At 33.3% G+C, this 25,453-nt stretch carries 18 protein-coding genes, 1 pseudogene and 1 CRISPR repeat array (1 of these 20 cut by a window edge); of the genes and pseudogenes, 12 read left to right on the top strand and 7 right to left on the bottom strand.

Annotated elements, in window-relative coordinates; genetic code table 11:
• Window positions 1-132: 132 nt before the first annotated feature.
• Entirely contained in the window at window positions 133-1,425 is a 1,293-nt protein-coding gene (locus G7082_RS10770) for an APC family permease (protein ID WP_166035081.1), read from the top strand.
• 85 nt (window positions 1,426-1,510) lie between these two features.
• Here the strand turns inward: G7082_RS10770 and gad are convergent, their stop codons facing one another.
• Entirely contained in the window at window positions 1,511-2,893 is a 1,383-nt protein-coding gene (gad, locus tag G7082_RS10765; RefSeq protein WP_166035080.1) for a glutamate decarboxylase, read from the bottom strand.
• Between the two features lie 163 nt (window positions 2,894-3,056).
• Between gad and G7082_RS10760 the strand changes: the two genes are divergently transcribed.
• The 6 genes and pseudogenes from G7082_RS10760 (at window position 3,057) to G7082_RS10735 (ending at window position 8,558) form a co-directional block, all read left to right on the top strand.
• Window positions 3,057-5,249 carry a GH92 family glycosyl hydrolase gene (locus G7082_RS10760; protein WP_202983160.1) on the top strand — a complete coding sequence of 731 codons (2,193 nt, stop codon included), beginning with the start codon at window positions 3,057-3,059 and terminating at the stop codon, window positions 5,247-5,249.
• 245 nt (window positions 5,250-5,494) lie between these two features.
• A pseudogene (locus tag G7082_RS10755) lies at window positions 5,495-5,824 on the top strand (PhzF family phenazine biosynthesis protein); the annotation flags it as partial.
• Window positions 5,825-5,894: 70 nt separating this feature from the next.
• Window positions 5,895-6,086, top strand: coding sequence for a hypothetical protein (locus tag G7082_RS10750; protein ID WP_166033528.1), 192 nt, complete (start codon window positions 5,895-5,897; stop codon window positions 6,084-6,086).
• Window positions 6,076-6,432, top strand: coding sequence for an IS66 family insertion sequence element accessory protein TnpB (gene tnpB, locus G7082_RS10745; protein ID WP_166033529.1), 357 nt, complete (start codon window positions 6,076-6,078; stop codon window positions 6,430-6,432). Before G7082_RS10750 ends, tnpB begins: the two co-directional genes overlap by 11 nt.
• A 91-nt stretch (window positions 6,433-6,523) precedes the next feature.
• A complete protein-coding gene (gene tnpC / locus G7082_RS10740) occupies window positions 6,524-8,026 on the top strand; it encodes an IS66 family transposase (protein ID WP_166033530.1) in 1,503 nt (500 codons plus the stop codon).
• A gap of 13 nt (window positions 8,027-8,039) precedes the next feature.
• Complete coding sequence (locus G7082_RS10735) at window positions 8,040-8,558, top strand: PhzF family phenazine biosynthesis protein (protein WP_238842645.1); 519 nt, start codon at window positions 8,040-8,042, stop codon at window positions 8,556-8,558.
• A 135-nt stretch (window positions 8,559-8,693) separates the two neighbouring features.
• On the opposite strand, the gene G7082_RS10730 is transcribed toward G7082_RS10735, so the two are convergent.
• The 3 genes from G7082_RS10730 to G7082_RS10720 are packed head-to-tail and all read right to left on the bottom strand — an operon-like array spanning window position 8,694 to window position 13,487.
• Window positions 8,694-11,384: an AAA family ATPase gene (locus G7082_RS10730; protein WP_166035078.1), complete on the bottom strand. Its 2,691-nt coding sequence runs from the start codon at window positions 11,382-11,384 to the stop codon at window positions 8,694-8,696.
• A 2-nt stretch (window positions 11,385-11,386) separates the two neighbouring features.
• Entirely contained in the window at window positions 11,387-12,073 is a 687-nt protein-coding gene (locus G7082_RS10725; RefSeq protein ID WP_166035077.1) for an ABC-three component system middle component 1, read from the bottom strand.
• A gap of 4 nt (window positions 12,074-12,077) precedes the next feature.
• On the bottom strand, window positions 12,078-13,487 hold the full coding sequence (locus tag G7082_RS10720) for a hypothetical protein (protein WP_166035076.1): 1,410 nt from the start codon (window positions 13,485-13,487) through the stop codon (window positions 12,078-12,080).
• A gap of 169 nt (window positions 13,488-13,656) precedes the next feature.
• On the opposite strand from G7082_RS10720, the gene G7082_RS10715 reads away from it, so the two are divergent.
• Genes G7082_RS10715 through G7082_RS10705 form a run of 3 tightly spaced genes read left to right on the top strand, consistent with a single transcriptional unit; the run spans window position 13,657 to window position 16,307 of the window.
• Window positions 13,657-14,523 (top strand): SPFH domain-containing protein, encoded by an 867-nt coding sequence (locus G7082_RS10715; RefSeq protein WP_166035075.1) that lies wholly within the window; start codon window positions 13,657-13,659, stop codon window positions 14,521-14,523.
• Window positions 14,523-15,086: a helix-turn-helix domain-containing protein gene (locus G7082_RS10710; RefSeq protein WP_166035074.1), complete on the top strand. Its 564-nt coding sequence runs from the start codon at window positions 14,523-14,525 to the stop codon at window positions 15,084-15,086. The genes G7082_RS10715 and G7082_RS10710 overlap by 1 nt, the downstream gene beginning before the upstream one ends.
• A gap of 54 nt (window positions 15,087-15,140) precedes the next feature.
• Window positions 15,141-16,307 carry a CynX/NimT family MFS transporter gene (locus G7082_RS10705; RefSeq protein WP_166035073.1) on the top strand — a complete coding sequence of 389 codons (1,167 nt, stop codon included), beginning with the start codon at window positions 15,141-15,143 and terminating at the stop codon, window positions 16,305-16,307.
• A 293-nt stretch (window positions 16,308-16,600) separates the two neighbouring features.
• On the opposite strand, the gene G7082_RS10700 is transcribed toward G7082_RS10705, so the two are convergent.
• The gene (locus G7082_RS10700) at window positions 16,601-18,214 is read right to left on the bottom strand and encodes a beta-N-acetylglucosaminidase domain-containing protein (protein ID WP_166035072.1); all 1,614 of its coding nucleotides are present in this window, start codon (window positions 18,212-18,214) and stop codon (window positions 16,601-16,603) included.
• Between the two features lie 13 nt (window positions 18,215-18,227).
• Window positions 18,228-19,298: a GntR family transcriptional regulator gene (locus G7082_RS10695; protein WP_166035071.1), complete on the bottom strand. Its 1,071-nt coding sequence runs from the start codon at window positions 19,296-19,298 to the stop codon at window positions 18,228-18,230.
• Window positions 19,299-19,454: 156 nt separating this feature from the next.
• Here G7082_RS10695 and G7082_RS10690 point away from each other — a divergent pair, with 156 nt between their 5' ends.
• Window positions 19,455-20,753, top strand: a complete 1,299-nt coding sequence (locus tag G7082_RS10690; RefSeq protein WP_166035070.1) for a glycoside hydrolase family 125 protein — start codon at window positions 19,455-19,457, stop codon at window positions 20,751-20,753.
• Between the two features lie 14 nt (window positions 20,754-20,767).
• Complete coding sequence (locus G7082_RS10685; RefSeq protein WP_166035069.1) at window positions 20,768-23,470, top strand: alpha-mannosidase; 2,703 nt, start codon at window positions 20,768-20,770, stop codon at window positions 23,468-23,470.
• 47 nt (window positions 23,471-23,517) lie between these two features.
• Here the strand turns inward: G7082_RS10685 and G7082_RS10680 are convergent, their stop codons facing one another.
• Window positions 23,518-23,814: a hypothetical protein gene (locus G7082_RS10680; RefSeq protein ID WP_166035068.1), complete on the bottom strand. Its 297-nt coding sequence runs from the start codon at window positions 23,812-23,814 to the stop codon at window positions 23,518-23,520.
• 139 nt (window positions 23,815-23,953) lie between these two features.
• A CRISPR array of direct repeats spans window positions 23,954-25,453; the repeat unit is 36 nt; unit sequence GTTTTACTGATAAGAAATTATTGAGAGTACAAAAAC; it runs 981 nt beyond the window's last position.

Below are 25,453 nucleotides of genomic sequence, written 5' to 3'. Positions count from 1 at the left end.
AACAAAAAAAATCATTTCCCTATATTTTCATTTATTATCAGTTTATTTTATGGTATATTTTTTAAATAGAATTTTTTAGGGGGTTTTTTTATTAACGAAAATAAGTCGTATGGTTTATGGACTGCAACAGCAATGATTGTCGGGATTTGTGTAGGTTCAGGAATCTTTTTTAAAGTTGATGATATTTTAACATTTACAGGTGGCAGTATTTTTCTAGGAGCTCTCGTTTTTATTATTGGGGCATTTAGTATAATTTTTGGTAGTATCACTTTATCAAATCTTGCTGCAAGAACAAATGGAACAGGTGGCGTGGTGAGTTACTTTGAGGAATTTTATTCTAAAAACCTCGGGAGTGCTTTAGGTTGGTTCCAAACTTTTTTATATTACCCAACTGTAACCGTCGTTGTGGCTTGGGCTTCTGGTATCTATACCTGCCTATTATTCGGTTTACCAAGTAATTTAGATTTACAAATGGGCATTGGTTTCTTTTATTTGCTATCATTTTATTTTATTAATATTGTTTCTAAAACATTAGGTGGCAATTTTCAAGTCGTGTCGTCTTTAGCAAAACTTGTCCCACTAATTGGTGTCGGGATTTTCGCCCTAATTTTTAAAGATGGACAACCTGAAATTCCAGCAACTATTAAAGCAGTTCCTTTAACTAATGTGGGAATGGGATGGCTTGCGGCACTTGCTCCAACGGCATTTGCTTATGATGGTTGGACGATTGCTTTAAGTATCTCGGGAGAAGTTAAAAATCCGAAAAAAACGATGCCTCTTGCATTAACTATTGCACCAATTATTGTGTTATTTGTTTACCTTGCTTACTTTTTAGGTATGAATAAAGTTTTAGGTCCAGAGTACATTTTATCAATGGGTGACGGAGCTGTGACTACTATTGGACAATTAATGCTTGGTCGTAGTGGTGAAGTCGTTTTACTTGTTTTTATTCTCATCTCTATGTTAGGTGTGGTAAATGGTATCACATTAAGTCATTTAAGAATGCCTTATGTTTTAGCAAGTAAAAACATGATACCTAATTCGGATAAAATTTTAAAAAACACACGTGGCTTATTTAAAAATCATTCAAATATGATTAGTTTATTCTGTGGTATCTTTTGGTTTGTAATTCACTACATTACTCAAAAATTCCACTTAATCACACGCGGTGACATTAGTGAGATTGCCATTGTTTTTGGTTATATTTTTTACATGATGTTGTATATTAAAGTGTTGATGTTATTCAAGAAAAAAGTTATTACAAACGTCTTTACAGGTTTAATCGCACCAATTTTTGCAATGATTGGTGGTTTAATTATTGTGGTTGGTGGTTTTTCTTCAAACCCACCGTCGATGACTATCTTCTTTGCGATTTGTTTCCTGTTTTGTTATTCAGGATATAGATATTGTAAGAAAAACAATTAAAAAAACAGAGGTTGACTATAAAAAAGTCAGCCTCTATTTTTTCCTCTAGTTGCTTGGAGTTAAACGCTATTTTCACCTCTCTTATTTAGTGAGTAAATCCGTGCGTTGTGTTTTCTTGTTGCTCGTGATATAAAACATGGGCTTCTTCCAATTCTTTTAGACTTTGGTTAAAATCATTTATAAATGCAGTTCCCCGATTTTTACCTAAGTCGGCTCGGCAAACAATTCGTTGTATGACCACTTCATCCAAATCTTTAGGTAATGGATACGCAGGAACTTGCCAACCTCTCATTTGAAGACGATCCGCTAAGTCATATAAGGTCCATTTAACTTGGCTATCTTTTTTCAAGGCGTAACAAACAATCGGAATATTTTCACCTGTGTTATACATCTCAAATAAACCAGTTTCTTCGATTTTTTTGGCAATGGTCATGGCAACTTCCTGTGTCCGTAAATGAATATCTCGGTAGCCATTAAATCCAAATCGGTAAAAATTATAGTATTGCCCAATAATCTGACTCGCACTTCTTGAAAAATTAATCGCCATGGTTGGCATACTTCCACCTAAATAGCTCACTTCAAAGATTAATTCTTTCGGTAAATATGCTTCATCACGCCAGACTACCCACCCAATTCCAGGGTAAACCAATCCATATTTATGACCAGACGTATTGATTGAAACCACATTTTTTAATCTAAAATCCCAAACATGATCAGGATTTACAAAAGGAGTAAACATACCACCACTTGCTCCGTCCACATGAATAACTAATTGATGTTCATGAGTTTTGTTATATACTTCTACGCGCTCATTTAATGTTTCAATATTGTCAAATTTACCTGTATAGGTAATGCCTAAAATCCCTACAATTCCAATCGTATACTCATCTACATAGTCCATCGTTTTCTCAATATCCAAACTAAGGTGTTTTGAATCCATTGGCACCTCTCTTAATTCAATATCCCAATAAACACAAAATTTTTCCCAGCAGACTTGATAACCTGAAGAAATGACTAAATTTGGTTTTTTATCAAGACAACTTAAGCCTCTTTCTTCTCTTTGATTTCGCCAATTAAATTTCATGGCAAGCCCTGCCAACATGCAAGCTTCACTTGAGCCGACAGTGGAAGTCCCAAGCGCTTTTAAGTTTTTTGGTGCTTGCCATAAATCACTTAATATATTTACACAAGCTTGTTCTATTTCTGCTGTTTGTGGATATTCTGATTTATCAATAGCATTTTTTTCCATGGTTTCTGCCATTAATTGTGTTACTTCTGGTTCCATATAGGTTTGACAAAAAGTTGCTAAATTTTGGCGAGCATTTCCTTCATCAATTAGCTGATCTTTCAATAATTGATAAGCCACATTGGCTGAGACCGGTTCTTTTCTTAATGAAGATAAGATAACTTCCTCATCTGACATTAAAGAACCGAAAACTGGGATATCTTGATGATTATTTTTTAACATAAGTAATTTCCCCATTTCACACATTAGATACTTATATTTTAAAGTTAAACTAGAAATAACTCAAACATAACAATTTAAAAAAAGCGCTTTTATTTTTCTACTTCAAGTGATATGATATATCATATTGAAAATAAAATAAAAAGATATATCATAAAGGAGATAAATCATGTTAAATACAATTGATACACGTCACGGAACAGCTAACCAACATAGTTATTCAAATGGTAATACCTTACCTTATACTGGCGTTCCTTTTGCTAGTAATTATTTCTGCGTTCAAACCAATGGAGATAACGGGAGTTGGTGGTTTCATCCTGAAGACCGTGTTTTCCAAGGTTTCCGCCTAACACACCAACCAAGTCCATGGATGGGAGATTTTAGTCATCTAGTCATTGCGCCTATCTCTGGTAATGTGACAAAAACAGAAAGCTACTTTAACCAAAGTTCTTACCGACCTGAAGAAGCCGTTTTCCAACCACACTATTTAAAAACTTATACTGAGAGACATCGTATTATAAATGAATTAACTGGCTTCACTTACGGGGGACATTTTAAATTCACTTACGAACGAAAAAACGAAACACCTGGATTCTTCATTCGTTCAGTTGGACCAAGTTCATTTAAAAAAGAAGGAAACTTAATTACAGGTTACATCTCTAACTTTGCAGGTTCTGAAGATAAAGACTTGAAAATGTACATCGCTCTATCCATTTCTGAGGAGGTGACTTCTTGGCAAATTAGTGAAAACGATGAGATGAAGACGTTATCTGAAGATACTGTGAAGTTAACTGATCCAGCCTTGTATTTAACGTTTGAAACTGAAAACAAAATTAAAGAAGTTGAGATGGTCCTAGCAACATCATTCATCAGCCCAGAACAAGCCATGCTTAATTTATCAAGAGAAGTTAATAAAACCTTTAAGGAACATAAAGAGGAAGCAGCTGACAAATGGTTAAATTACTTAAACCGAATCGAAGTCGAAGATAAAAATCAAAACCATGTAAACTTGTTTTATCAAATGATGTATCGCAGTTTCTTGTTCCCACAAACATGGCATGAAATTAATGAAAACAACGAGAAAGTTCACTATGATACCTTGAGTAAAACCGTAAAATCAGGTCCTTACTACACAAATAATGGTTTCTGGGATACCTGTCGCACAATTTATCCATTGTATTCACTGATTGCCACAGATGAATACGAAGAAATGCTAGAAGGGTTTTACAATGCTTACCAAAACAGCGGTTACCTGCCTAAATGGTTATCACCTGATGAACGTGGGTTAATGCCAGGCACCTTAATTGATGCAGTGATCGCAGACGCTGCAGTTAAAGGAATTGCTAGTGAGAAAATGCCAGCATTTTTAGAAGCGATGGTCAAAGCTGCCACAACGCATAGTGGAAAAGACAATTACGGACGTCAAGGAACGGAAGATTATTTGAAATACGGTTATGTGCCTAGCCATTACCATGAAAGTGTCAACCATACACAAGACTATGCTTACAGTGATTTCTGTATTTCTCGTGTGGCTGATATTTTAAATGACACACCAACCAAAGAAGAATACGAAAAACAATCATTAAATTATCGTAACTTAGTGGATACTGAATTTGGTGTTTTACGTGCAAAAGATGCTGTCGGCACACCAAAAACACCTTTCAATCCTTACGCTTGGGGACGTGACTATGCTGAAGGAAGTGCCTATCAAAATAGCTTTGCTGCTTTCCATGACTATCAAGGACTCATTAAAGCACATGGTGGCAAAGAGAAATTTACAGAGATTATCACTGAATTATGTAATACTTACCCTATTTTTGATGTGGATGGTTACGGCTTTGAAATTCATGAGATGAGTGAAATGGCTGCCATTGATTTTGGACAAATTGCTATTTCAAATCAACCAAGTTTCCACTTGCCTCACCTTTTCAATTACGTGGGACAATTAAGTACCACTCAACATATTTTGAAGGAGTTAATGACACGCGCCTTTGAACTTGGCTTTAGAGGATATCCAGGAGATGAGGATAACGGAAGCATGAGCGCTTGGTTTATTTTCAACAGCTTAGGCATGTACCCTGTCACTCCCGGTAGTGGTGAATATTCAATTGGTGTGCCTTTATTCGATAAAGTAACGGTTCACTTGGCGAATGGAAAAGACTTAACGATTCATGGAAATAACAATGTGCCACAATATCATTACTCAAAAGAAATCCGAGTGAACGGTGAAAAACATAGCCAACTCTTCTTCAAACACGCTGATTTAATGAAAGGCGCTGAAGTTGAATTTGACCTATGCCTAGTACCACCTGTTGTAGAGTATCGGGAAGAAGAACTGCCGTATTCATTGACGAAATAGAGTGATGAAAAAGGCGTTTAGCTCCAAGCAACTGGAGGAAATAAAAAATAATTCGTGCTTTTGGAATTAATTTTTATTTTCGAAGTTGTTGCAGGAGCTGCCTTTTGAATCCGGACTACAATAGCATGATGAAAAAGGCAGTTAGCTCCAAGCAAAATAAGGATGACTTTCAATCGAAGTCATCCTCTTTATTTTTATTTAAACTGTGCTACAATGCCATTATGATTAAAGAAAGGATGTTTTTTATGACATTATCAGTTTACGTCGCAAGTGCCTTCAGTAAAAACAATCACGGTGGCAATAAAGCGGGTGTGGTTCTAAACCAAGATAACTTAACCACCACTCAAAAAATGACAATTGCTAAACAACTTGGTTACGCTGAAACAGCTTTTATCACAGAATCTAGCCAAGCTGATTTTAAAATAGAATATTTTACACCAAAAGAGGAAGTTGATTTATGCGGACATGCCACAATTGGTTCATTTGCTATCTTGATGCACCTTAATCAACTAACCAAAGATAACTACACCATTGAAACGAAAAGTGGCGTACTTTCGATTACCGTAAGCGGGAAGTAACCAAGTATATAGTCACATCTAACCTCCTCGGTTATTCTTAAGATACAAATAACGAGGAGGTTTTTCAATGATAGACAAACAAGAAATTGTTCCCGTTTCTTTACAACCGACACCGCCTAAAAGTGCCCCTACACCCAATCAAACCACGCAAAAAATTGCTTTACGAGTCAAACGAGATAATATGGATATTACGATTTACAATGGATGTAATAACTATATTCTTAACGCTGCATTGAAAGAGTTCAATCATGGTTCTTGATTATACGAAGATACAAACTATTTATATTGTTTGTGGTAAGACAGACTTAAGACGTGGGATTGATGGTCTGGCTTCAATTATCATGAATCAATATGAGTTAGATGTTTATTCGGATGCCTTATTTCTATTTTGTGGCAATCGTTCAGACCGGTTCAAAGCACTTTACTGGCAAGGGGATGGTTTTATTCTCCTGTATAAACGGTTTGAAAATGGAAAATTACAATGGCCTAGAAAACAAGAAGAAGTCAAAGAATTAACGCAACAACAACTCCGTTGGTTATTAGAAGGTTTATCCATCGAACAAAGAAAAAAGATATTAAAAGCTAAAACTGGATTTGTTTCTTAATTAGCCGTTTATAATGAAAATTATAGACGGTTTTTCGTCGTATTATTGATAGAATTAGCTATCATATCATGTGTGAATGGAGGTGTTACTTTTGACCGAGTTTGAAGAACGATTGTTAAAACAAAACGAAGCTTTAACTAATGAACTTAAACTTCTAAGAGAACAGAATCAATTTCTTTTAAATAAATTGTATGGACGTTCATCTGAAAAATCAATTGACCCTAATGGGCAATTAGATTTATTTGAAGAGGACTCGTCTTTTAATCTAGCAGAGACAACTGAAGAAAAAACCGTCTTTGAGGAAATTAACTATCAGCGGAAAAAGAAAAAAGGCTACAAAGCAGCCCTCACAAAAGATTTACCTATAAAAGAAGTTCATTGTCAGCTTGAAGGAGAAGACTGCACCTGTGATTGGTGTTGTTCTGATTTAAAAGATATTGGTAAATCTAAAATCCGTGAAGAAGTTATTTTTGTTCCTGCAAAGATGTATAAAAATGTGTACTACCAACATGCCTACGAATGCCCTAATTGTAAAAAAGATGGAGCTGATGCCATAAAAAAAGCCGTTGTTCCTAAACAACCAATCACTCATAGTTTGGCGTCTGCCTCTATCTTAGCTCACTTATTTCATCAAAAAATAGAAATGAGTTTGCCTTTTTATCGACAAGAAAAGGAGTGGGAATCTTATGGATTACGAGTGCCACGTAGAACACAAGCAAACTGGTTCATCACCTCATGTGAAAAATGGTTAACACCTATTTGGGAGGAGCTCAAAAAGAAACTAGTCAAAGAAGAGCTCATCCATGCGGATGAAACTTACTATAATGTTTTATCAAGTGAAAAAGAAAAGTCTTACTTTTGGCTCTTTCGAACCATCGAACAAGCAGAGTATCCAATTATTTTATATCATCATGACCTGAGTCGTAAAAGTAGTGTCGCTCAACAATTTTTAGCCGAATTCTCAGGCTATTTGCATTGTGACGGCTACTCGGCTTACAAATCGATTGAGAATACGACGTTAGTTAATTGTTGGGCTCACGTCCGAAGAAAATTCTTTGAAGCGAAAGATTCCTCTTCTAAAGATACTCCGGCAAGCCAAGGAGTTACCTATTGCGATCAACTCTTTCATATTGAAAAAGAAATGAAGGGATTAAGCCATCAAGAAAGATATGATTTACGGTTGGCAAAAAGCCAACCCATTCTTGATGAATTCTGGCAATGGATCGCTTCTTTCAGAGCTCTTCCAGGTTCGAAATTAGGAAAAGCGGTTAACTATGCGCTTAATATGAAGGCTGGTTTGATGAATTTTCTGGAGGATGGTCGATGTGCCTTATCAAATAATTTAGCTGAGCGAAGTATTCGCCCAACAACGATTGGCAGAAAAAATTGGCATTTTTCTGCGAGTGAACGGGGAGCAACAGCTAACGGAATCGCTTATTCTATCATCGAAACGGCTAAAGCTAATAACTTAGTTCCTGTGAAGTATTTAGAATATTTGTTTAAGCATCTTCCTAATTTAGAAGATAGTTCAAATTCTAAAGCACTTGAGGTTTATTTACCTTGGTCAGAACAGATTCAAGCTACGTGTCGATAAAATAAGGAGCCACTTGTCATATTATGACAGAGTGACGCCTTATTTGGCATATACTCGATTACTTCCCGCTTACTTTGAAACTTGTTTTGATTTAGGAGCAATCAATAATGATTACCCTATCCAAATTGTTTCAACTGGGCTAAAAGATATTTTAATTCCGATTAACAGTAATGACGCTCTCCATGAATTAGCTCCTGATTTTGACCAAATCAAAAAAATTAGTGAAACCTATGATGTGGTTGGCACTCATCTTTTTACGCTGGAAGACGATCGGATTATCTGTCGTAATTTTGCCCCACTTTATGATATCGACGAAGAATCAGCAACAGGAACTTCTAATGCGGCACTGGCTTCTTATTTGTATGAGCATAATTTTTTACGCCGTGACACTTACGTCTTTGAACAAGGGTATGCCCTTAACTCTCCTTCTGAAATTTTGGTTCGAATTGAGGGGGATTCTGAGCATCAAGTGGAGAAAGTTTTTGTTGGTGGACGAGGGTACTTTAGTGAGGTTAAAGAGTTGGAGATATAGTCACACTGCTTATTTATTGTTTTTTAACAAACTAAACTATAATAGAAATATTCATCTTCAAAAAAATTTGTAGTAGTATAAATGAAGTATAACAAAATTTGTTATACTTCATTTAATCTAATAGTATTCTATGATTTATTCAAGAATATTTTTTTCAGCATTATTTTTTTCAAAAAATACCTCTCTTACATTTACAAAATCAACTTTATCAATATCTAGTTCACTCATCAAATCAAATTTATATTTTATAAACATAGCTGTTGTGTCACTATGTGTAGATATAATAATTTGATAATCTGGTAGTGAGTGTCTTAATAAATCTATTAATGAATGGACGTTCATTGCGTCCATATCTTGTATGGGATCATCTATAGTAAGTATTTTTAACTCATCTGAAATATTAAATACTTTATTTAAAGACAACGTAAATGCAAAAGATATAACTGCAATTTGACCAGAACTTAATTGATACATTGCGTCTTGCCTACTCTCGCTATTTGTTAAAAACCTAATATTAGAATTATCTTCATGTATAGTCAATAATACACCCATTCCTTGTTGATAATTTTGAAGAATTTTTGCTGTATACAAGAAGAACGGTAATTTTATCATATTTATCATTTGTTGTTGATAATCTGTAATATTTAAATTTAATTCCTTTCTTCTATCAATTGTATATTCATATGTTTTTTTTATTAATTTTAATCTAGTATCTATCTTTTTTAATTTTAAAGATTTTTTTTCTTCATATTTATATTCAATATATTTCTTTTTTAAAATTAGTTTTTCTTTTGAGCATTCCTCAAATAAATTCTCTTCATTACTAAAATATTTTTCGAAAAAACCATACGGATCATTACTTTTTATTGAATCGTATTTCATAATATTAGTTAGCATTTCAGTTAAATATTTCTTCAGTTGTTCTTTTTTATCAATATATTTTTCTTCATTAATTGGAAAATCTTCTTCTGAAAACATCCATTCTACAACTTTTTCTCGATCAATAATTGGATATTTTTTTAAACTTTTTTCTAAATTTTGTTTATTCTGATCTGTCAATTCATATTTTGTGTAAATTTCTGATGACATTACCAATTCTTTTTTTAGTAATTCTTTTAGCTCTTCTTTTCTTCTGTAAAAAATATCTAAATCAATATTTTTAAATTCAAACTGTGTTATAGATGTCTTTTCCGTTACCAATTTTTTGAACTCTGAATAATCTAAACTTACATCTTTTGTATTTATTTTTTTCATTAATTCTAAATCTAAAATTATTATTTTATCAGTGATATTTTCTATTTTTTTATTTAAAATTTTTATTTTGCTCTCTAATTTAATTACTAAATCTGAAATTTGACTATCTAAAGTTGACATTGTTTCTTCAATAATTTTCGTTATTTTTTTTACTTCTTTTACTAAATTCTCTTCTGTTTCCCAATCGTATCCACAAAAAACACATTTGCTATGTTGTTCATCATCGGGTAATTTATATTTTTTTATTTTCCTTCGAAATTCACTTAAATCTGAGTAATTAGTTTCTGTGCTATCTTGCTGTTGTCTTTTATTTTGATAGTCTTTTAAAATACAATTAAATTCTACAAATTCTTTTAGAAAACTAATATCTAAAATTTCTACATATATATAATCAAATATTTTCGAGATTTTTTCAATATTTATTTTTTCGATATCCATATTAATAAAACTCTTTAATTCGTCGATGTTATCCTTTAATATCAATTCTTTTTCCAAGTAAGATTCTTTGTCTATAAAATTTTCTAATAAATATCTTTCCACATTACTTTCACTTTGTATCATTTGATTATTATTTGTAATAGTTTGATTATTTTCTCTAATTAATTTCTCAAATAACAAATACTTTAACATTTCATTATTATTCACTATATTTTTTTTAAAATCTTCACTTTGCTTTTTCTTCGAGTACTCATTTGGTGAAAAATTTTCTCTAAACTCTATTAACTTATTAACTTCATCCATATATTTTTCAAATCTATCTTTTTCTAAAGTATCCTCAAAATCGATATTTTCTTCATTAAACTTATGTACAATATTCGTAGATAATAATAATTTTTCGTAATTTATTTTTTTTAGTAGTTTACTATCTTTATATTTTTTTTTCTCTTCTTTTAAATTATTAATGACTATTTTAAGTTGACTTTCTACTTTCAAAATACTATCTTTTTTATTTTGGTAGTCTTGAATCTGAAGTAAAAAATTTAAAGTATTTTTTCTTGATACTTCATTTTTTTTTAAATAATAATCTGTATTTTCTTGTTGAATATAATTAAACAAGTTATATATATCTTTTATCTTATACGTTTCATTTTTGAATCCTAAAAATTCATCAATAATTAGTTGTTGGCTACTAATATTTTTATAATCTATTTCATCTAAATTACTTGAGAACGATTCTTTATTCTTTTTTACAATTAAACGAAAATTATCTAATGATTTTGTTGGGGCTAATGATTTTGAAGCTATTTTACGTTTAACATTATTTTTTTCTAAATAAAATCTGAAAATAGTTAAATATTCATTTTTTTCGTTTGAAAGCAAAAGTTTTATAACAACATCCTCATTAGGGTTATTTTGAAAATATGTTTTTTCAAAAGCACTTCTTCCATCAGCTATTCCTGAACTTGATATCCTATCAATTGTTCCAGTCAGTGCTAATTCAATAGCATCAAAGATTGTTGTTTTTCCAAACCCATTTGGTCCAACTAGAATTGAAATATCTTTTTGAAAATCTATGATTGTTTCTTCTTCAATATTCTTAAAATTACATATAGATACTCTTTCTATTCTCATTTTTATTCCTCCACATTAAATAAACTAAATATTTCTTCGATTATACTATCAGTCGATTCTACATTGGATAGGATGTCAACGTATTTTCTATCCTCAGAAAATATATCTAGTAATCTATTATCAATCTCATCCTTCTTTTCATTTCTATAAGTTTCCTCGATAGTTAAATATTTATTATTTGAATTTTTTATTTTGAAAAAAGGTAATTTTATTAACAACTCCATTGCAACATAGTATGTATCATTAAAAAACATATCTTTCTCAAAATTATTAATGTCTTTGTCTAATAATTTATACATATCTTGTAAATTTTCCATATTTTCTAAATTTTGTAACGACTCGTCAGTATAGAGTATCACAAATTTTCTAAAATAATAACTATCCTCCTCAACTAGGATAAGATTGTTTACAAGTTCTGTATAAGCATTCTTTATATTTTCAACTTTAACTAGAATAAATAAAGTCGTATTTTTTTGGATGTTATTATTATCTCCATTTTTTTGTAATTTATTAAATTTTTGAATTAAATTTCCTGTTATATCAGATTCAAAAAAATTTATTAATTCTTTCTTAGGATAATTTTCTATTATAAAATACTCTGATTTTAGTTCGTTTGTGAATATTGAAATATCTTCTGAAACAGTGTTAAATCCATTTTTTTTTAAAATTTTTTCTAATAAAATATTCATTTTCTTATTTCTCCTTTATTTTCTCTATAGATGTTCCTATATCTAAAAATTCCATATTTTGATTGAAAATACTATCGTTTACACCCGTTTTCCACTCATCTTTATAGTTAATTTTACTTTTATCTGGACCTAGTCCATTTATTTTATCTGATATAGGTATACCCGATATAGATTGATTTATTAAGTAATTCATATCAAAAGAATCTCTTAATGTTTCTTTACTTCGAATAATTTTTTTTATAACTTGATCTACTTTGGCTGGTATATCTGATATTAAGGAAACTCTATACGTTTCCTCATTTTTATCGATATAAGCAGCTGAGTCAAAATTAAACTTGTTAAGTTCTTCAAAAAGTAAAAACAAAATATTTCTTAATACAGTCTGATTAAAAATAATTGATATTTTTTTGGAAGTAGGTTCATGTGGATTTATCTTTCTAATAAATTGTTCGAAATCTTCTTTTTCTTTAGAAAGTAATTCTAAAATAAGTAATTCCATATCTTCTAAAATAGATTCCTCATAACCAGCATCAATACATTCAAGTTTATACTCTCCCCAAATATATGTTAAATTATTTTTAGTTAAATAAACATCACATTCCGCTATCTCAGTTGTAATTAAATTCACAATATCCTCAAAACTAATAACTGGATAAATAGATTTTTCATGCGCAGTGCCAATGTTATTATCTAATATGGATGCAACATATTTATAATAAACATCTTCTGGATGTTTATTTGTTTCTTTTAATGGACTGTCCAACATTTTGAGTATCTCTTTTATTTCTGTACAGCAATATTCCTTTATTTTATCATCATCTTCTGTCGATAATGGACAAAATCCCTCTGTTTCTGAATAAGGATATAGTCTTATTTTAGATTCATTTTCTGTGTATTTTTTTCTTTTTTGTTTACCATTTTCAGTGTATTTATCTAGATACTCTTTTTTTGTTAAATAAAAATCAGGTACATTTTTAATAACATGAACATATCTTTTATTTTCTGATACGTCCACCTTCAATATATTTGCTTTACCATCAAAACTATGAATTTGATAACCCGATATTTCAATTACTTCCTCTTCTTTTATTTTCTCATTTTCAGTGCTTACTTCTTTTATTTTCCGAGTCTGTATATAAAATAATTCAGAATAGCTTTCTCTCTCTTCTCCACTACTATAATATGCTTTGACCTGATGTCTTGATATTACATTATTTTTATCATCAACAATATCAAAATCTTCAGCATTTTCATAAAATATTTTATATTCCTCATAGTTTTCATTTTCACTTTTACATTTAATACATTTCTTTAACTCTCTTAAAGCAACTAAAAAACCTACTTTTCCTTGATGAATAAATCCACTCCAACTCGAACTTGCATTTCTTCTCTTATCAATAGCATTTTCAGTCATTAAAACTCTCCTTAATTAGACTAAAGTTCGCAAATTATAAATAACAAATTTTAGTATTTACTATATTAAATCGTATCATTTTTACTATACATAATAAAGAGTTATTTCCTTCCTCCTACCCTTTTCCGCCATCTTGTATTATACTAATCTTCAAAAGGATGTGATAAACATGAAGGAAAAAAATACCTTTCATATTAACGGCTATCTCGGTTTACTGATTTTACTTATCATGGTGCTTAGTGGTGGCTTTTTATTTTATTTAACCGTCATGAACGAAACAATCGGGACAGCGATATTTGGTGCTGTTATCTGGATTATCGCTGGATTGTTCTTTAGTTCTTTAACGATTGTTAGCCCTAACGAAGCCAAAGCAATTCTCTTTTTTGGTAAATACTTAGGTACCATTAAAGAAAACGGCTTATTCATCACAACCCCATTAACACAAAAGATTTCTCTTTCTTTAAAAGTGCGTAACTTTAATACCGCTTTGTTGAAAGTCAATGATTCAGATGGAAATCCGATTGAAATTTCCGCAGTTGTGGTATTTAAAGTGGTTGATTCATCTAAAGCTTTATTCTCAGTGGATAATTACCGTGATTTTGTAGCGATTCAAAGTGAAACAGCATTAAGACATATTGCGTCTCAATATCCATATGATACTTTTGAGGATCAAGATATCACCTTACGAGGCAATACGGCAGAAGTTTCTGAAAAATTAAAAACGGAACTCGAAGAACGTTTGGAAATTGCTGGTGTGGAAGTCATTGAAACACGCTTAAATCACTTAGCTTATGCCACTGAAATCGCGAGTGCCATGCTACAACGTCAACAAGCCAGAGCAATTCTTTCAGCTCGTCAAACCATTGTTGAAGGTGCTGTTTCTATGACACAAATGGCTTTAGAGCAAATCGAAAATGGACAAGACATTCAATTTACAGATGATCGTCGGGTTCAATTAATCAACAACTTACTCGTTTCGATTATTACAGATAAAGGCACACAACCTGTGATTAATACAGGAGACGTGAAAGATTAATGAAAGAAGACTCGACGATGCCTTCCATTGATCAGGTGGGCAAACAGATTCGCAACCTAAGAAAAGAACAACAATTAACGATTGAACAACTAGCGCAAAAATCAGAAGTTAGTGGGATTACCATTAGTAATATTGAAAATGGTCGTTCTAATCCAACCCTAAATATTCTTTGGAAACTAACGGAAGCTTTAAATGTTCCTCTAACAACGATTTTAGGTTACTCAAGTGAAACAAAAACCATTACCAAATCAGCTAATTCTTGTTTTAGTAATGACTTAGAAAAAGGTTGGCTGGTTCAACCGATTTTCCAAGAAGATAACGTGGACATGTTTAGAGTCTGTATCAAAGCTCACTCTAGAAAGAAACAAGAACATCAATCCAAAGATTCCACTGAGATTATTACCGTGATGAATGGGCATCTCACTTTAGTTGTTGGTGATAAGACCTATAAACTTGAAACTTTTGATAGCATTAACTTCAATGCTGGTGCTTCTCATGAATATATTAATGACACGGATGAAGATCTTTATATCAATGTAGTTGTCAAATACAGAAACATATAATATAATATGGTTTGTCCATATTATATTATATGTTTTTTTTAGAAAGGATCTTTTATGAAAAAGAAAGTTGATTATATATTATTGTTAGGCATTATTTTAGTGGCAACCAATTTACGGGCACCAATTACCTCAGTTGGTCCTTTATCTAGTATTATTTCAAAGGATTTATCCTTATCAGGAGCACAAGCAGGACTTATTACAACGATTCCCCTACTATCCTTCGCTTTGATTTCTCCTTTAGCACCAAAGCTTGCGAAACGCTTTGGAATGGAGCGAACGATTTTCGCTTCCTTAATTTTATTAATTATTGGAATGAGTGTTCGTTATATCCCTTCAATCCCGACTTTATTTTTAGGAACCATGGTTTTAGGTTGCGCCATTGCGGTATCTAATGTCTTACTACCTGGACTGGTTAAGAAGGAATTTTATCAACAAGGTGGACTGGTTACTGGTCTTTACTCTGTCAGTATGAGTTTGAGTGGGGCAATTGCTTCTGGCGTTAGTATTCCTTTGGTGAACAATTTTGGATTAAGTTGGAACCAAGCTTTAAGTTTATGGGCACTTTTAGCTGGTGTGGCTTTTCTAGGTTGGTTGCCACAAGTGAAGAAAAAACAAGTGATTGCGACGACTGAACACACTGAAACGGAAGTAAACCTTTGGAAGTCACCACTCGCTTGGTCAGTTACACTATTTATGGGGATTCAATCCTTAATTTTTTACGTTTTAGTGGCATGGCTACCTACCATGTTAATCAGTCAAGGAATGCCGACTGGAAAAGCAGGCGGCATGCTTTCATTATTACAAGTAACACTCCTCCCTGTATCCTTTATTATGCCGATGATTATTGAAAAAAGAGACAATCAACGCTCACTTGCCGTTTTATCTTTTGTTTTGTTCTTTTTAGGAATTGGCGGGTTAATGTTCACCCAAACACTGATTATTGGTGCTTCTGTTATTGGTATTGGTATCGCTGGTGGGGTTGCCTTTAGTCTATCTATGATGTTCTTTAATCTTAGAACCTCAAGCGCACGTGAAGCCTCTGAATTATCTGGAATGGCTCAATCTGTTGGTTACTTATTAGCTGCAACAGGACCTTTACTCTTTGGTTTACTTCATGACACGACAAATAATTGGCACGTTCCTTTGTACTTGTTACTTGGATTTACAGTTGTTTTATTATTTGTAGGGTTGAAAGCAGGAAAAAGAGAAGTTGTGAAATAAGATGGGAAAAAAGTTGGTTTGCCTCCAGTTGACGCGGGAGCAGACTTTTTATCCCCCGTCTATGTAAATTAAAACACTTTTCCTCAATCCATGGTACAATTAGACCAATAAAAGAAAAGGATGTGACCACTATGACTTTACTATTAATTTTAATTGCTGTAGTCGGTTTTGGCCTTTACCTATGGAACGCTTCAAATATTGATCAAATACTCTCCTTTTGGGTTGATAAGGATAAAAAAGAATAAAGTAAAGAGTCAGCTCCCATTTATTTCATGAGAGCTGACTCTTTCTATTTATCCCAAATAGCCCATCACCAAATCTGTGCCAATTCGGTAATTTGATTTTTGACAGACTTCTTTCAATTCTTCTACTTTCACTTTATCAGATGCCAAAATAGCTTGCCATAACTCAAAGTCTAACTTAGCTCGCTCAAACCAAGGTGTACCTTCCTTAATCATGGGATGATTCTCTAATTCCGATAATTTCTCAATAGCGACATTTAACTCAATGAGCCACTCAGATAGTTTATTTTTATCTTTCATCTCAAGAGCCTGTTCCATCTCAAAACTGCGGACATTATGAGTGTGTCGGTTGTGATTATGCTTCAAAAAAACCTGTACAGCTTCTAAATACTCCTCATCAAATGACTGTTTCAAACTTTCTAACCAGACTGTTTCTTGATTAAAAGAGCTGACTTCCCATAAGTAACGAGCAGCGTGATTGATTGTGAGTTTAGACCATTCCCACTGCGCCATCGGATTTAAAACAATCCCTCTAACATGATACTTTTCTTCTGCTAAAAACTTAGAACGATTGTCATAAGGACTTAAAAATAGGCGCTCATGATCTTTTTCAAAGTCGTTCACTGGCACATTATCCCAAATAATGAATTCGCGTTGATACACGGCTGCCATTTTTTGAATATTCTCATGACTAATTTTAGCAGCTAATGTACTTGGTCCTGTCCAGAATAATGGGATATGTGGTTTTAAATTGTTGTTCAGTATTTCCAAATACTCTGCATCATGATGATTGTCGTATTCTGTTGGACAAGTCACCAACTGATAGTTAGCCAGTTCTCCGCTTAAAAATTCATCCACTTGATTCACAATATAAGCATGAGCCTTAGCACTTGTGCCAAATTTTATTTTTGCTTTATCTTTTAAAATATAATCGATATCATCTAACAGCAAGCCAAAATGATTGATTCCTAAGTCGATTATCTGACGCAATTTAGTAAATAAGACTTCCAGTTCTGACTGCTTCAAATAATCAATATCATTTCCCGGGCTAATCATGTACCAAAAATCAATTTTTTTCTCTTCTGCTGTTTTAAGTAATTTCTTAAATTCATTCAAGTAACTGTCTGGGTATAATTCACGCCATAATTTACGTTGATATTCATCATCTTTTGGTGCATACATATACGTATTCATTTGATTTTCAACTAGTAACTGGATACAATCTTGACGATTATCCCACGTCCAAGGTACCCCGTAAAAACCTTCAATAATCCCGCGCATTTCAAATGAAGGAGTATGGCTGATTTGACCATGCTTCACTAAAATGCCTTTTTCTTTTTTTACCAGCATCTCAACTAAAGCTTTTTGAGCGTAATCAAAGCCTCGTCTTGTTTTTGTAGCAATCGTAATAACCTTATCTGAACCAATCTTCAAACTAAAACTGTCATGGACAAGTTCTCGATCATAAACATGTTTCAAGGTAAAATCGAAAGTTGTGTCAACGTCATTATTTTGCCATGTCACATAGTCACAAAATAATTCCTCATCAATCACTGCTTGATAGGTTTCAAACCGGAAAAAATAGCCTTCAAATCGAATCACTATTTTTTCCTTTTCTACAAAAGAATACTCTCTGTCTATCATCACTTCATCATAATGCCTCATCCAAAAACATCCCCTATCTTATTTTTCCACTTTCACGCTCAATTAATTTAACTGGTAGTATGTGTTCTGAAAAATCTTTCGTTGGAAAATTAATTTGTTTCACTAGTAAATCTCCGGCAACTTTTCCCATTTTATAGAAGTTTTGAGCAATCGTTGTGAGTGGTGGGTCCATTAAACTAGCTGCTTGAATATTATCAAAACCGATAATTCCCACATCTTCTGGCACTTTTAAATTATGCTGTTTTAAGTAAGTCATTAAACGAATGGCAATCACATCGTTTTCAACCACTAACCCCACACTGTTTTTAGCCGTTTGTTTTGCTTTGACTTTTTCTAAAATATCTTCGAAAAAGTATTCTAATTCTTTGCCGCTGTCATTAACCAAATGAAGAGGTTCTTGCTGCTGCTCGTACATCGTTGATAAATAACCTAAGTAACGATCACGAACAGAAGATACATCCGCTAATCGATTGGCACTAATAAAGAAAATATCTTCGATGCCTTGTTCAATGAAGTACTCTGCAGAAATCTTACCACCGGAATGGTTATCTGCTACCACTGAATCATATTCAATCTTCTCAATGGATTTATCTAAAATTACCACAGGAATATCTTGAACTTGGCATTTATAAAGAAAATCCAAACTGACTTGCGTATTAATCGGGTAATAAATAATCCCTGCATAATCCTGTTTCAACGTATAGTCATTTCCTGAGTGTAACCACTCGTGAGGTTGCATTTGAAGTCTAAAATCTGTGTCTTTAAAACTTTCTAAAATACCTTCTGCATAATTCCCAAAACCTTCATTTTGAGCAAACGGCATAATAAATAGGACTGTATCATTTTGGTTAGTCGTTGGGATAAATTCACGTTTTTTAACAAAACTGCCTTTTCCACGCACTCGGTAAATTAAGCCTTCTGTCTCTAACTCCACTAAAGCTCGTTTTGACGTAATTCGACTGACCTCATACATCTCAGATAATTCTAATTCTGTGGGTAGTTGGGCATCTTCTACTAATTCACCTGTAAAAATTTGTTTTTTTAAGTCTTGGTATATCTTTTTATATAAAGGTTGATTTTTCATTTTTCATCCATCCAGTTCTCTTCTTTTCTTATGATATATCATATCATATAATTTTTTCATAAAAAACATTAATTTATTACTAGACTTCTATAATGATATATCATATAATTCGAATTGTAAATATTTGATATATCATTTAATTGGAGGAAATTAATTATGGCATATACAGAAGTTCCAGCATCAGTTCAAGAATTTATGGATAAAATGAGCGCTCTTTGCGAGAAAAATCACCCAAGATGGGCTGAAAACTTTAAAGCAGGATTCGCTAATACATTATTAACAACGGTTCGTCGCTACGATGACGGTACAACTTTCTTATTAACTGGTGACATTCCAGCTATGTGGTTAAGAGATTCAACGGCGCAATTCCGCCCTTACTTAGTGATTGCTAAAGAAGATGAAGATATCCGCTCAATGATTAGCGGTTTAGTTCAACGTCAATTTAGATATATTAACATGGACCCTTATGCCAACGCTTTCAATGAAGAAGCTAACGGAAAAGGACACCAAACAGATGACACCGAAATGACACCTTGGACATGGGAAAGAAAATATGAGATTGACTCACTTTGCTACCCCGTTCAACTGTCTTACCTTCTATATAAACAAACAGGTGACACAAGTCAATTTAACGAAGACTTCCACGATGGCGTGAAGAAAATTTTACACCTTTGGAAAGTTGAACAAAATCATGACAACTCACCTTACAACTTCGAGCGTGATACTTGGCGTAAAGAAGACACATTAACTCATGGTGGAAAAGGAACGCCTGTTGCTGAAACTGGTATGACATGGTCAGGTTTTAGACCAAGTGATGATGCGTGTATCTATGGTTACTTAGTGCCTTCTAACATGTTTGCGACAGTTGTTTTAGGCTACATTGCTGAGTTATATTCAACACTCTTTGATGATGCTGAGATTGTGGCACAAGCTAAGACACTAAAAACACAAATCGAAACTGGTATTAAAAAATTCGCTGTTGTTCCTAATAAAGCAGGTGAAGATATTTTTGCTTACGAAGTGGACGGACTTGGTGGTTACTCAATCATGGACGACTCAAACGTACCAAGTTTAATGGCAGCACCTTACTTAGGTTACTGTGACAAAGAAGACCCAACTTATTTAGCCACAAGAAAAACATTATTAAGTAAAGAAAATCCATACTTCTATGAAGGAAAATTCGCTAAAGGAATCGGTAGCTCACACACACCTGAAAACTATGTTTGGCCAATCGCCCTTTCAATTGAAGGCTTAACAACAAACGACAAGTCTGAAAAAGAACGTATTCTAAACCTGCTTGTTGATTGTGACGGTGGAACAAACTTAATGCACGAAGGTTTTGACGTGAATGATCCAAATCAATTTACGCGCGATTGGTTCTCATGGGCTAACATGATGTTCTGTGAACTTGTTATGGATTTCTACGATATTCGCATTGATGCACACTACAACTAAGGAGCGTAACTAATATGTCAAAGAAAAAAGTTTATATTATCTCTCATAGTCATTGGGACCGTGAATGGTACATGCCTTATGAGCAACATCACATGAGATTAATCCGTTTAATGGATGAATTATTAGAATTATTCAAAACCGATCCAGATTTTAACAGCTTCCACCTTGATGGACAAACGATTATTTTAGATGACTATTTACAAGTTCGTCCTGAAAAACGTGAGGAAGTTCAAGCTGCGATTGATAATGGCAAATTAAAAATCGGTCCTTTCTACATTTTACAAGATGATTTCTTAATCAGTAGTGAAGCCAACGCTCGTAATACCTTAATTGGTTTAGAAGAATCACGGAAATGGGGAAATCCTACGATGTTAGGTTACTTCCCTGATACGTTTGGGAACATGGGACAAACACCACAAATGATGGAAGAAGCTGGGATTAAAGCAGCTGCCTTTGGTCGTGGGGTAAAACCAACTGGCTTTAACAATGCCGTGATTAACGATGAAAAATATGCGTCACAATTCTCTGAAATGTGGTGGGAAGGCCCAGACAAATCAAACGTCTTCGCCCTACTTTTCGCTAACTGGTACAGTAACGGAAATGAAATCCCAACAGAAAAAGACGAAGCGATTGCTTTCTGGAATCAAAAATTACCAGATGCTGAACAATATGCTTCAACCAACCACTTATTAATGATGAACGGTGTGGATCACCAACCTGTTCAAAGTGATGTCACAACGGCAATTAAACTAGCTAACGAATTATATCCTGATTATGAATTCATCCATAGTAACTTTGATGATTATTTAGAAGCGGTGATGAACGATTTACCAGAAAACTTAAGCACGGTTGAAGGAGAATTAACGTCTCAAGAAACTGACGGCTGGTATACATTAGCAAATACCTCTTCTGCTCGTATTTACTTAAAACAAAAAAATACAACGGTTGAACGTCAATTAGAAAATATCACTGAGCCTTTAGCGACAATGGCTTATGAAGTAACAGGAACATACCCTCATGACGAATTGCGTTATGCATGGAAAACCTTAATGCAAAACCACCCTCATGACAGTATTTGTGGCTGTAGTGTGGATGAAGTCCATCAAGAGATGATGACTCGTTATCAAAAATCAGAAGAAGTTGGTAAATTCTTAGCAGATGAAGCTTTAGCTGCCCTAACAGGTGCCATTGATACTTCTAACTTCTCTGAAGCAACAAAACCTTTTGTCATCTTCAACACATCAGGTCACACTAAAAATCAAGTGATTGAAACAACCATCGAATGGAAACGTCATACATTTGCTGAAGGTGCGCCACTTGAATTGTTCCACAAGCTAGAAAAAGAAGCGAAAGAACTAATAGACTTCCACGTGGTAGATGAAAATGGACAAGTGGTTCCTGCTGAAATCATCAAAACAGATGTGGCTTTTGATTATGATTTACCAACGGATCGCTTCCGCATTCCATATATGGCGATTTACGTAACGGTTCGTTTAAACTTAACAGCAATGCCTGGTATGTCTTGGACAACGTTTGCCCTTGCTGAAGGTAAACAAACTTTAGAAAACACAAATTTAGTTGATGAAAACTCAATGACTTTAGAAAACGAGTTTGTTAAAGCGGAAGTTTTAGAAAACGGCTTAATCAACTTTACAGATAAATTAAGAAACCACACGTACCCTAGTGGCTTGATTTATGAAAACGTTGGTGACGTTGGGAATGAATATATCTTCAAACAACCTTGGGAAGATCAAGCACTTTATGCACATGACTACCCAACAACCAGAGAAGTTATCACAAACAGTCCTTTTGTTGCTGAAATCTTAATCACTCAAAGGATGATGATTCCAGAAGCAGCCGAAGAATTACTTGATTTAGAGATGCGTGCCGTTTACGAAATGCGCCAAAGAAAAGCCAACCGTAACGACAAATTAGTACCATTTGAAATCAAAACAATCGTTCGACTAGAAAAAGACAGCCGTCAAGTGACATTCAAGACTGCCTTTAACAACCAAATGAAAGATCACCGCTTACGCGTGCTCTTCCCTTCTGGACTAGAAACAACCACTCACTTTGCTGAAAGTATCTTTGAAGTAGTCGAAAGACCAAATAAAGTCAATGAAGCAACTTGGGAAAACCCAACAAACCCACAACATCAACAAGCATTCGTCAATGTTCATGATGAAAAAGTGGGCATGACGGTGGCTAACTTTGGGTTAAATGAATATGAATTAGTATCAGAAAACAGTACCATTGCCTTAACAATCTTAAGAGCAGTTGGGGAGCTTGGTGACTGGGGCTACTTCCCAACACCAGAAGCACAATGTTTAGGTGAACAATCGGTGGAATTTGCGATTAGCTTCCACGGAACAGATGATATGTATCAAACATTCATCGAATCCAAACAATTCCAAGTGCCAATGATCGTTGCTAAAGCTGATATTCACACAGGAAGTTTAGCAGCTACTCACCAATTCTTAAACATTGATAGCAAACAATACGCCCTAACAGCAATTAAACGTAAAGAACACGGCGAAGACATCATCACTCGTGGCTTTAACCTATCAAACACTGAAAACTGTGACGTGACTTCTACCATTGATCAATACACTGCTCACGAAGCAAACATGATTGAGGAAATTAAAGAAGATACTGAGTTGGAGACGGTGATTAAGCCTGCTAAGATTCAGACGTTGAGATGGGTTAAAGAGGGTTAAAAAGAAGTTTAAGTTTAAATTATATACAAAAAGACTGATTTTTCTCATCAGTCTTTTTTGATTGTTATGATTTTCTTGAATTGTGCTGGTGAGGTTTCAAGGATTTCACCTTTATAAGTTATAACAACTTGATCGTTTTGTTTAACCTCAGTTTCAGAGAATGGATAGTCCTCTTTATTTATAATGTAATGTCCATTTTTATCATCTTCAATGATTAATGAATCTTTTGAAATTTCAATTATTTTCCCCTTGATTTTATTTTTAGTTTTCGTGTGATTGATGTAGATAATGCTGAGGGTAGTGATTAATATGATTATTAGTGATATGGCTGTTTTCTTTTTCATTGGTATCTTCCTTTTTATAGAGCTTTGTTGGTGGTTAGAGTAGTTTTTGTTAGAAGATACGTTGAAAGGTGTTTAGTTTGTATTTTCATAATATTGAAAATACAAAAACAACCACTCTACATTGTTATATGCCCAAACAGTTTTACTGATAAGAAATTATTGAGAGTACAAAAACTTAGCAGTCGCTGAGAAATCTTTTTCTTTGCGTTTTACTGATAAGAAATTATTGAGAGTACAAAAACCAGAAGAAGGAACTGAGCTAGGAGTCAGTGGTTTTACTGATAAGAAATTATTGAGAGTACAAAAACATATTCTGAGCTAATAAAATTGCAAACATAGTTTTACTGATAAGAAATTATTGAGAGTACAAAAACCATTGTAAATATCTGCTCTAACTTCATTTTGTTTTACTGATAAGAAATTATTGAGAGTACAAAAACAAACCTTTTGAATCATCAGCCAAGATGACGGTTTTACTGATAAGAAATTATTGAGAGTACAAAAACATTTTACATGCCCTATAATGAAGACAAACAGTTTTACTGATAAGAAATTATTGAGAGTACAAAAACGGTAGCTCTGCGATAGCATCCGCAATTTCTGTTTTACTGATAAGAAATTATTGAGAGTACAAAAACTCACGCAAGCAAGCTGCAATGTATGCTACAGTTTTACTGATAAGAAATTATTGAGAGTACAAAAACGCTCACAAAGTTAATTCTAGTGATACATCTGTTTTACTGATAAGAAATTATTGAGAGTACAAAAACAGTGCTGAACTTGACAGATGTAGGCTAGCGGTTTTACTGATAAGAAATTATTGAGAGTACAAAAACAAGTATTTCAATACCTCTTGATGCAATTCGGTTTTACTGATAAGAAATTATTGAGAGTACAAAAACCACTTATGCCTTTTGCTGAAGGGATAATTTGTTTTACTGATAAGAAATTATTGAGAGTACAAAAACCACTTATGCCTTTTGCTGAAGGGATAATTTGTTTTACTGATAAGAAATTATTGAGAGTACAAAAACTTGAAGGCAATGATCTCATAATATAGTATTGTTTTACTGATAAGAAATTATTGAGAGTACAAAAACTAGGTATGATAGCTGCTACATGAGTCGAAGGTTTTACTGATAAGAAATTATTGAGAGTACAAAAACATATAAAAGTAAGCGACGAACCTTTTTTTGAGTTTTACTGATAAGAAATTATTGAGAGTACAAAAACAACGTACCGCTTTTAGTGTGGCGCTTGGCTGTTTTACTGATAAGAAATTATTGAGAGTACAAAAACATAGAGCTATGCCAAATTTTCCAGATATCGGTTTTACTGATAAGAAATTATTGAGAGTACAAAAACCAGAAGAGGGCACGGAGTTAGGTGTCAGTGGTTTTACTGATAAGAAATTATTGAGAGTACAAAAACTCTCAACAATGGCATAATTAGTTGTATTTAGTTTTACTGATAAGAAATTATTGAGAGTACAAAAACTAAATCTATCATTAAATATCTGTGTCAGATGTTTTACTGATAAGAAATTATTGAGAGTACAAAAACTAACAACCTCTTTCTATATAATCATACCAAGTTTTACTGATAAGAAATTATTGAGAGTACAAAAACGTAACGATTG

Source organism: Vagococcus hydrophili (genome assembly GCF_011304195.1).
Taxonomy (GTDB): domain Bacteria; phylum Bacillota; class Bacilli; order Lactobacillales; family Vagococcaceae; genus Vagococcus; species Vagococcus hydrophili.
The sequence above is the reverse complement of the archived record's forward strand: the minus strand, read 5'-3'. Positions and strand labels throughout refer to the sequence as shown.

What these genes read in the sequence shown, in the direction of transcription:
- G7082_RS10750 (WP_166033528.1), top strand. Translation starts at nt 5,895, where the DNA reads ATGATAGACAAACAAGAAATTGTTCCCGTTTCTTTACAACCGACACCG.
- gad (WP_166035080.1), bottom strand. Translation starts at nt 2,893, where the DNA reads ATGTTAAAAAATAATCATCAAGATATCCCAGTTTTCGGTTCTTTAATG.
- G7082_RS10730 (WP_166035078.1), bottom strand. Translation starts at nt 11,384, where the DNA reads ATGAGAATAGAAAGAGTATCTATATGTAATTTTAAGAATATTGAAGAA.
- G7082_RS10715 (WP_166035075.1), top strand. Translation starts at nt 13,657, where the DNA reads ATGAAGGAAAAAAATACCTTTCATATTAACGGCTATCTCGGTTTACTG.
- G7082_RS10705 (WP_166035073.1), top strand. Translation starts at nt 15,141, where the DNA reads ATGAAAAAGAAAGTTGATTATATATTATTGTTAGGCATTATTTTAGTG.
- G7082_RS10720 (WP_166035076.1), bottom strand. Translation starts at nt 13,487, where the DNA reads ATGACTGAAAATGCTATTGATAAGAGAAGAAATGCAAGTTCGAGTTGG.
- G7082_RS10725 (WP_166035077.1), bottom strand. Translation starts at nt 12,073, where the DNA reads ATGAATATTTTATTAGAAAAAATTTTAAAAAAAAATGGATTTAACACT.
- G7082_RS10700 (WP_166035072.1), bottom strand. Translation starts at nt 18,214, where the DNA reads ATGAGGCATTATGATGAAGTGATGATAGACAGAGAGTATTCTTTTGTA.
- G7082_RS10695 (WP_166035071.1), bottom strand. Translation starts at nt 19,298, where the DNA reads ATGAAAAATCAACCTTTATATAAAAAGATATACCAAGACTTAAAAAAA.
- G7082_RS10710 (WP_166035074.1), top strand. Translation starts at nt 14,523, where the DNA reads ATGAAAGAAGACTCGACGATGCCTTCCATTGATCAGGTGGGCAAACAG.
- G7082_RS10680 (WP_166035068.1), bottom strand. Translation starts at nt 23,814, where the DNA reads ATGAAAAAGAAAACAGCCATATCACTAATAATCATATTAATCACTACC.
- tnpB (WP_166033529.1), top strand. Translation starts at nt 6,076, where the DNA reads ATGGTTCTTGATTATACGAAGATACAAACTATTTATATTGTTTGTGGT.
- G7082_RS10690 (WP_166035070.1), top strand. Translation starts at nt 19,455, where the DNA reads ATGGCATATACAGAAGTTCCAGCATCAGTTCAAGAATTTATGGATAAA.
- G7082_RS10770 (WP_166035081.1), top strand. Translation starts at nt 133, where the DNA reads ATGATTGTCGGGATTTGTGTAGGTTCAGGAATCTTTTTTAAAGTTGAT.
- G7082_RS10685 (WP_166035069.1), top strand. Translation starts at nt 20,768, where the DNA reads ATGTCAAAGAAAAAAGTTTATATTATCTCTCATAGTCATTGGGACCGT.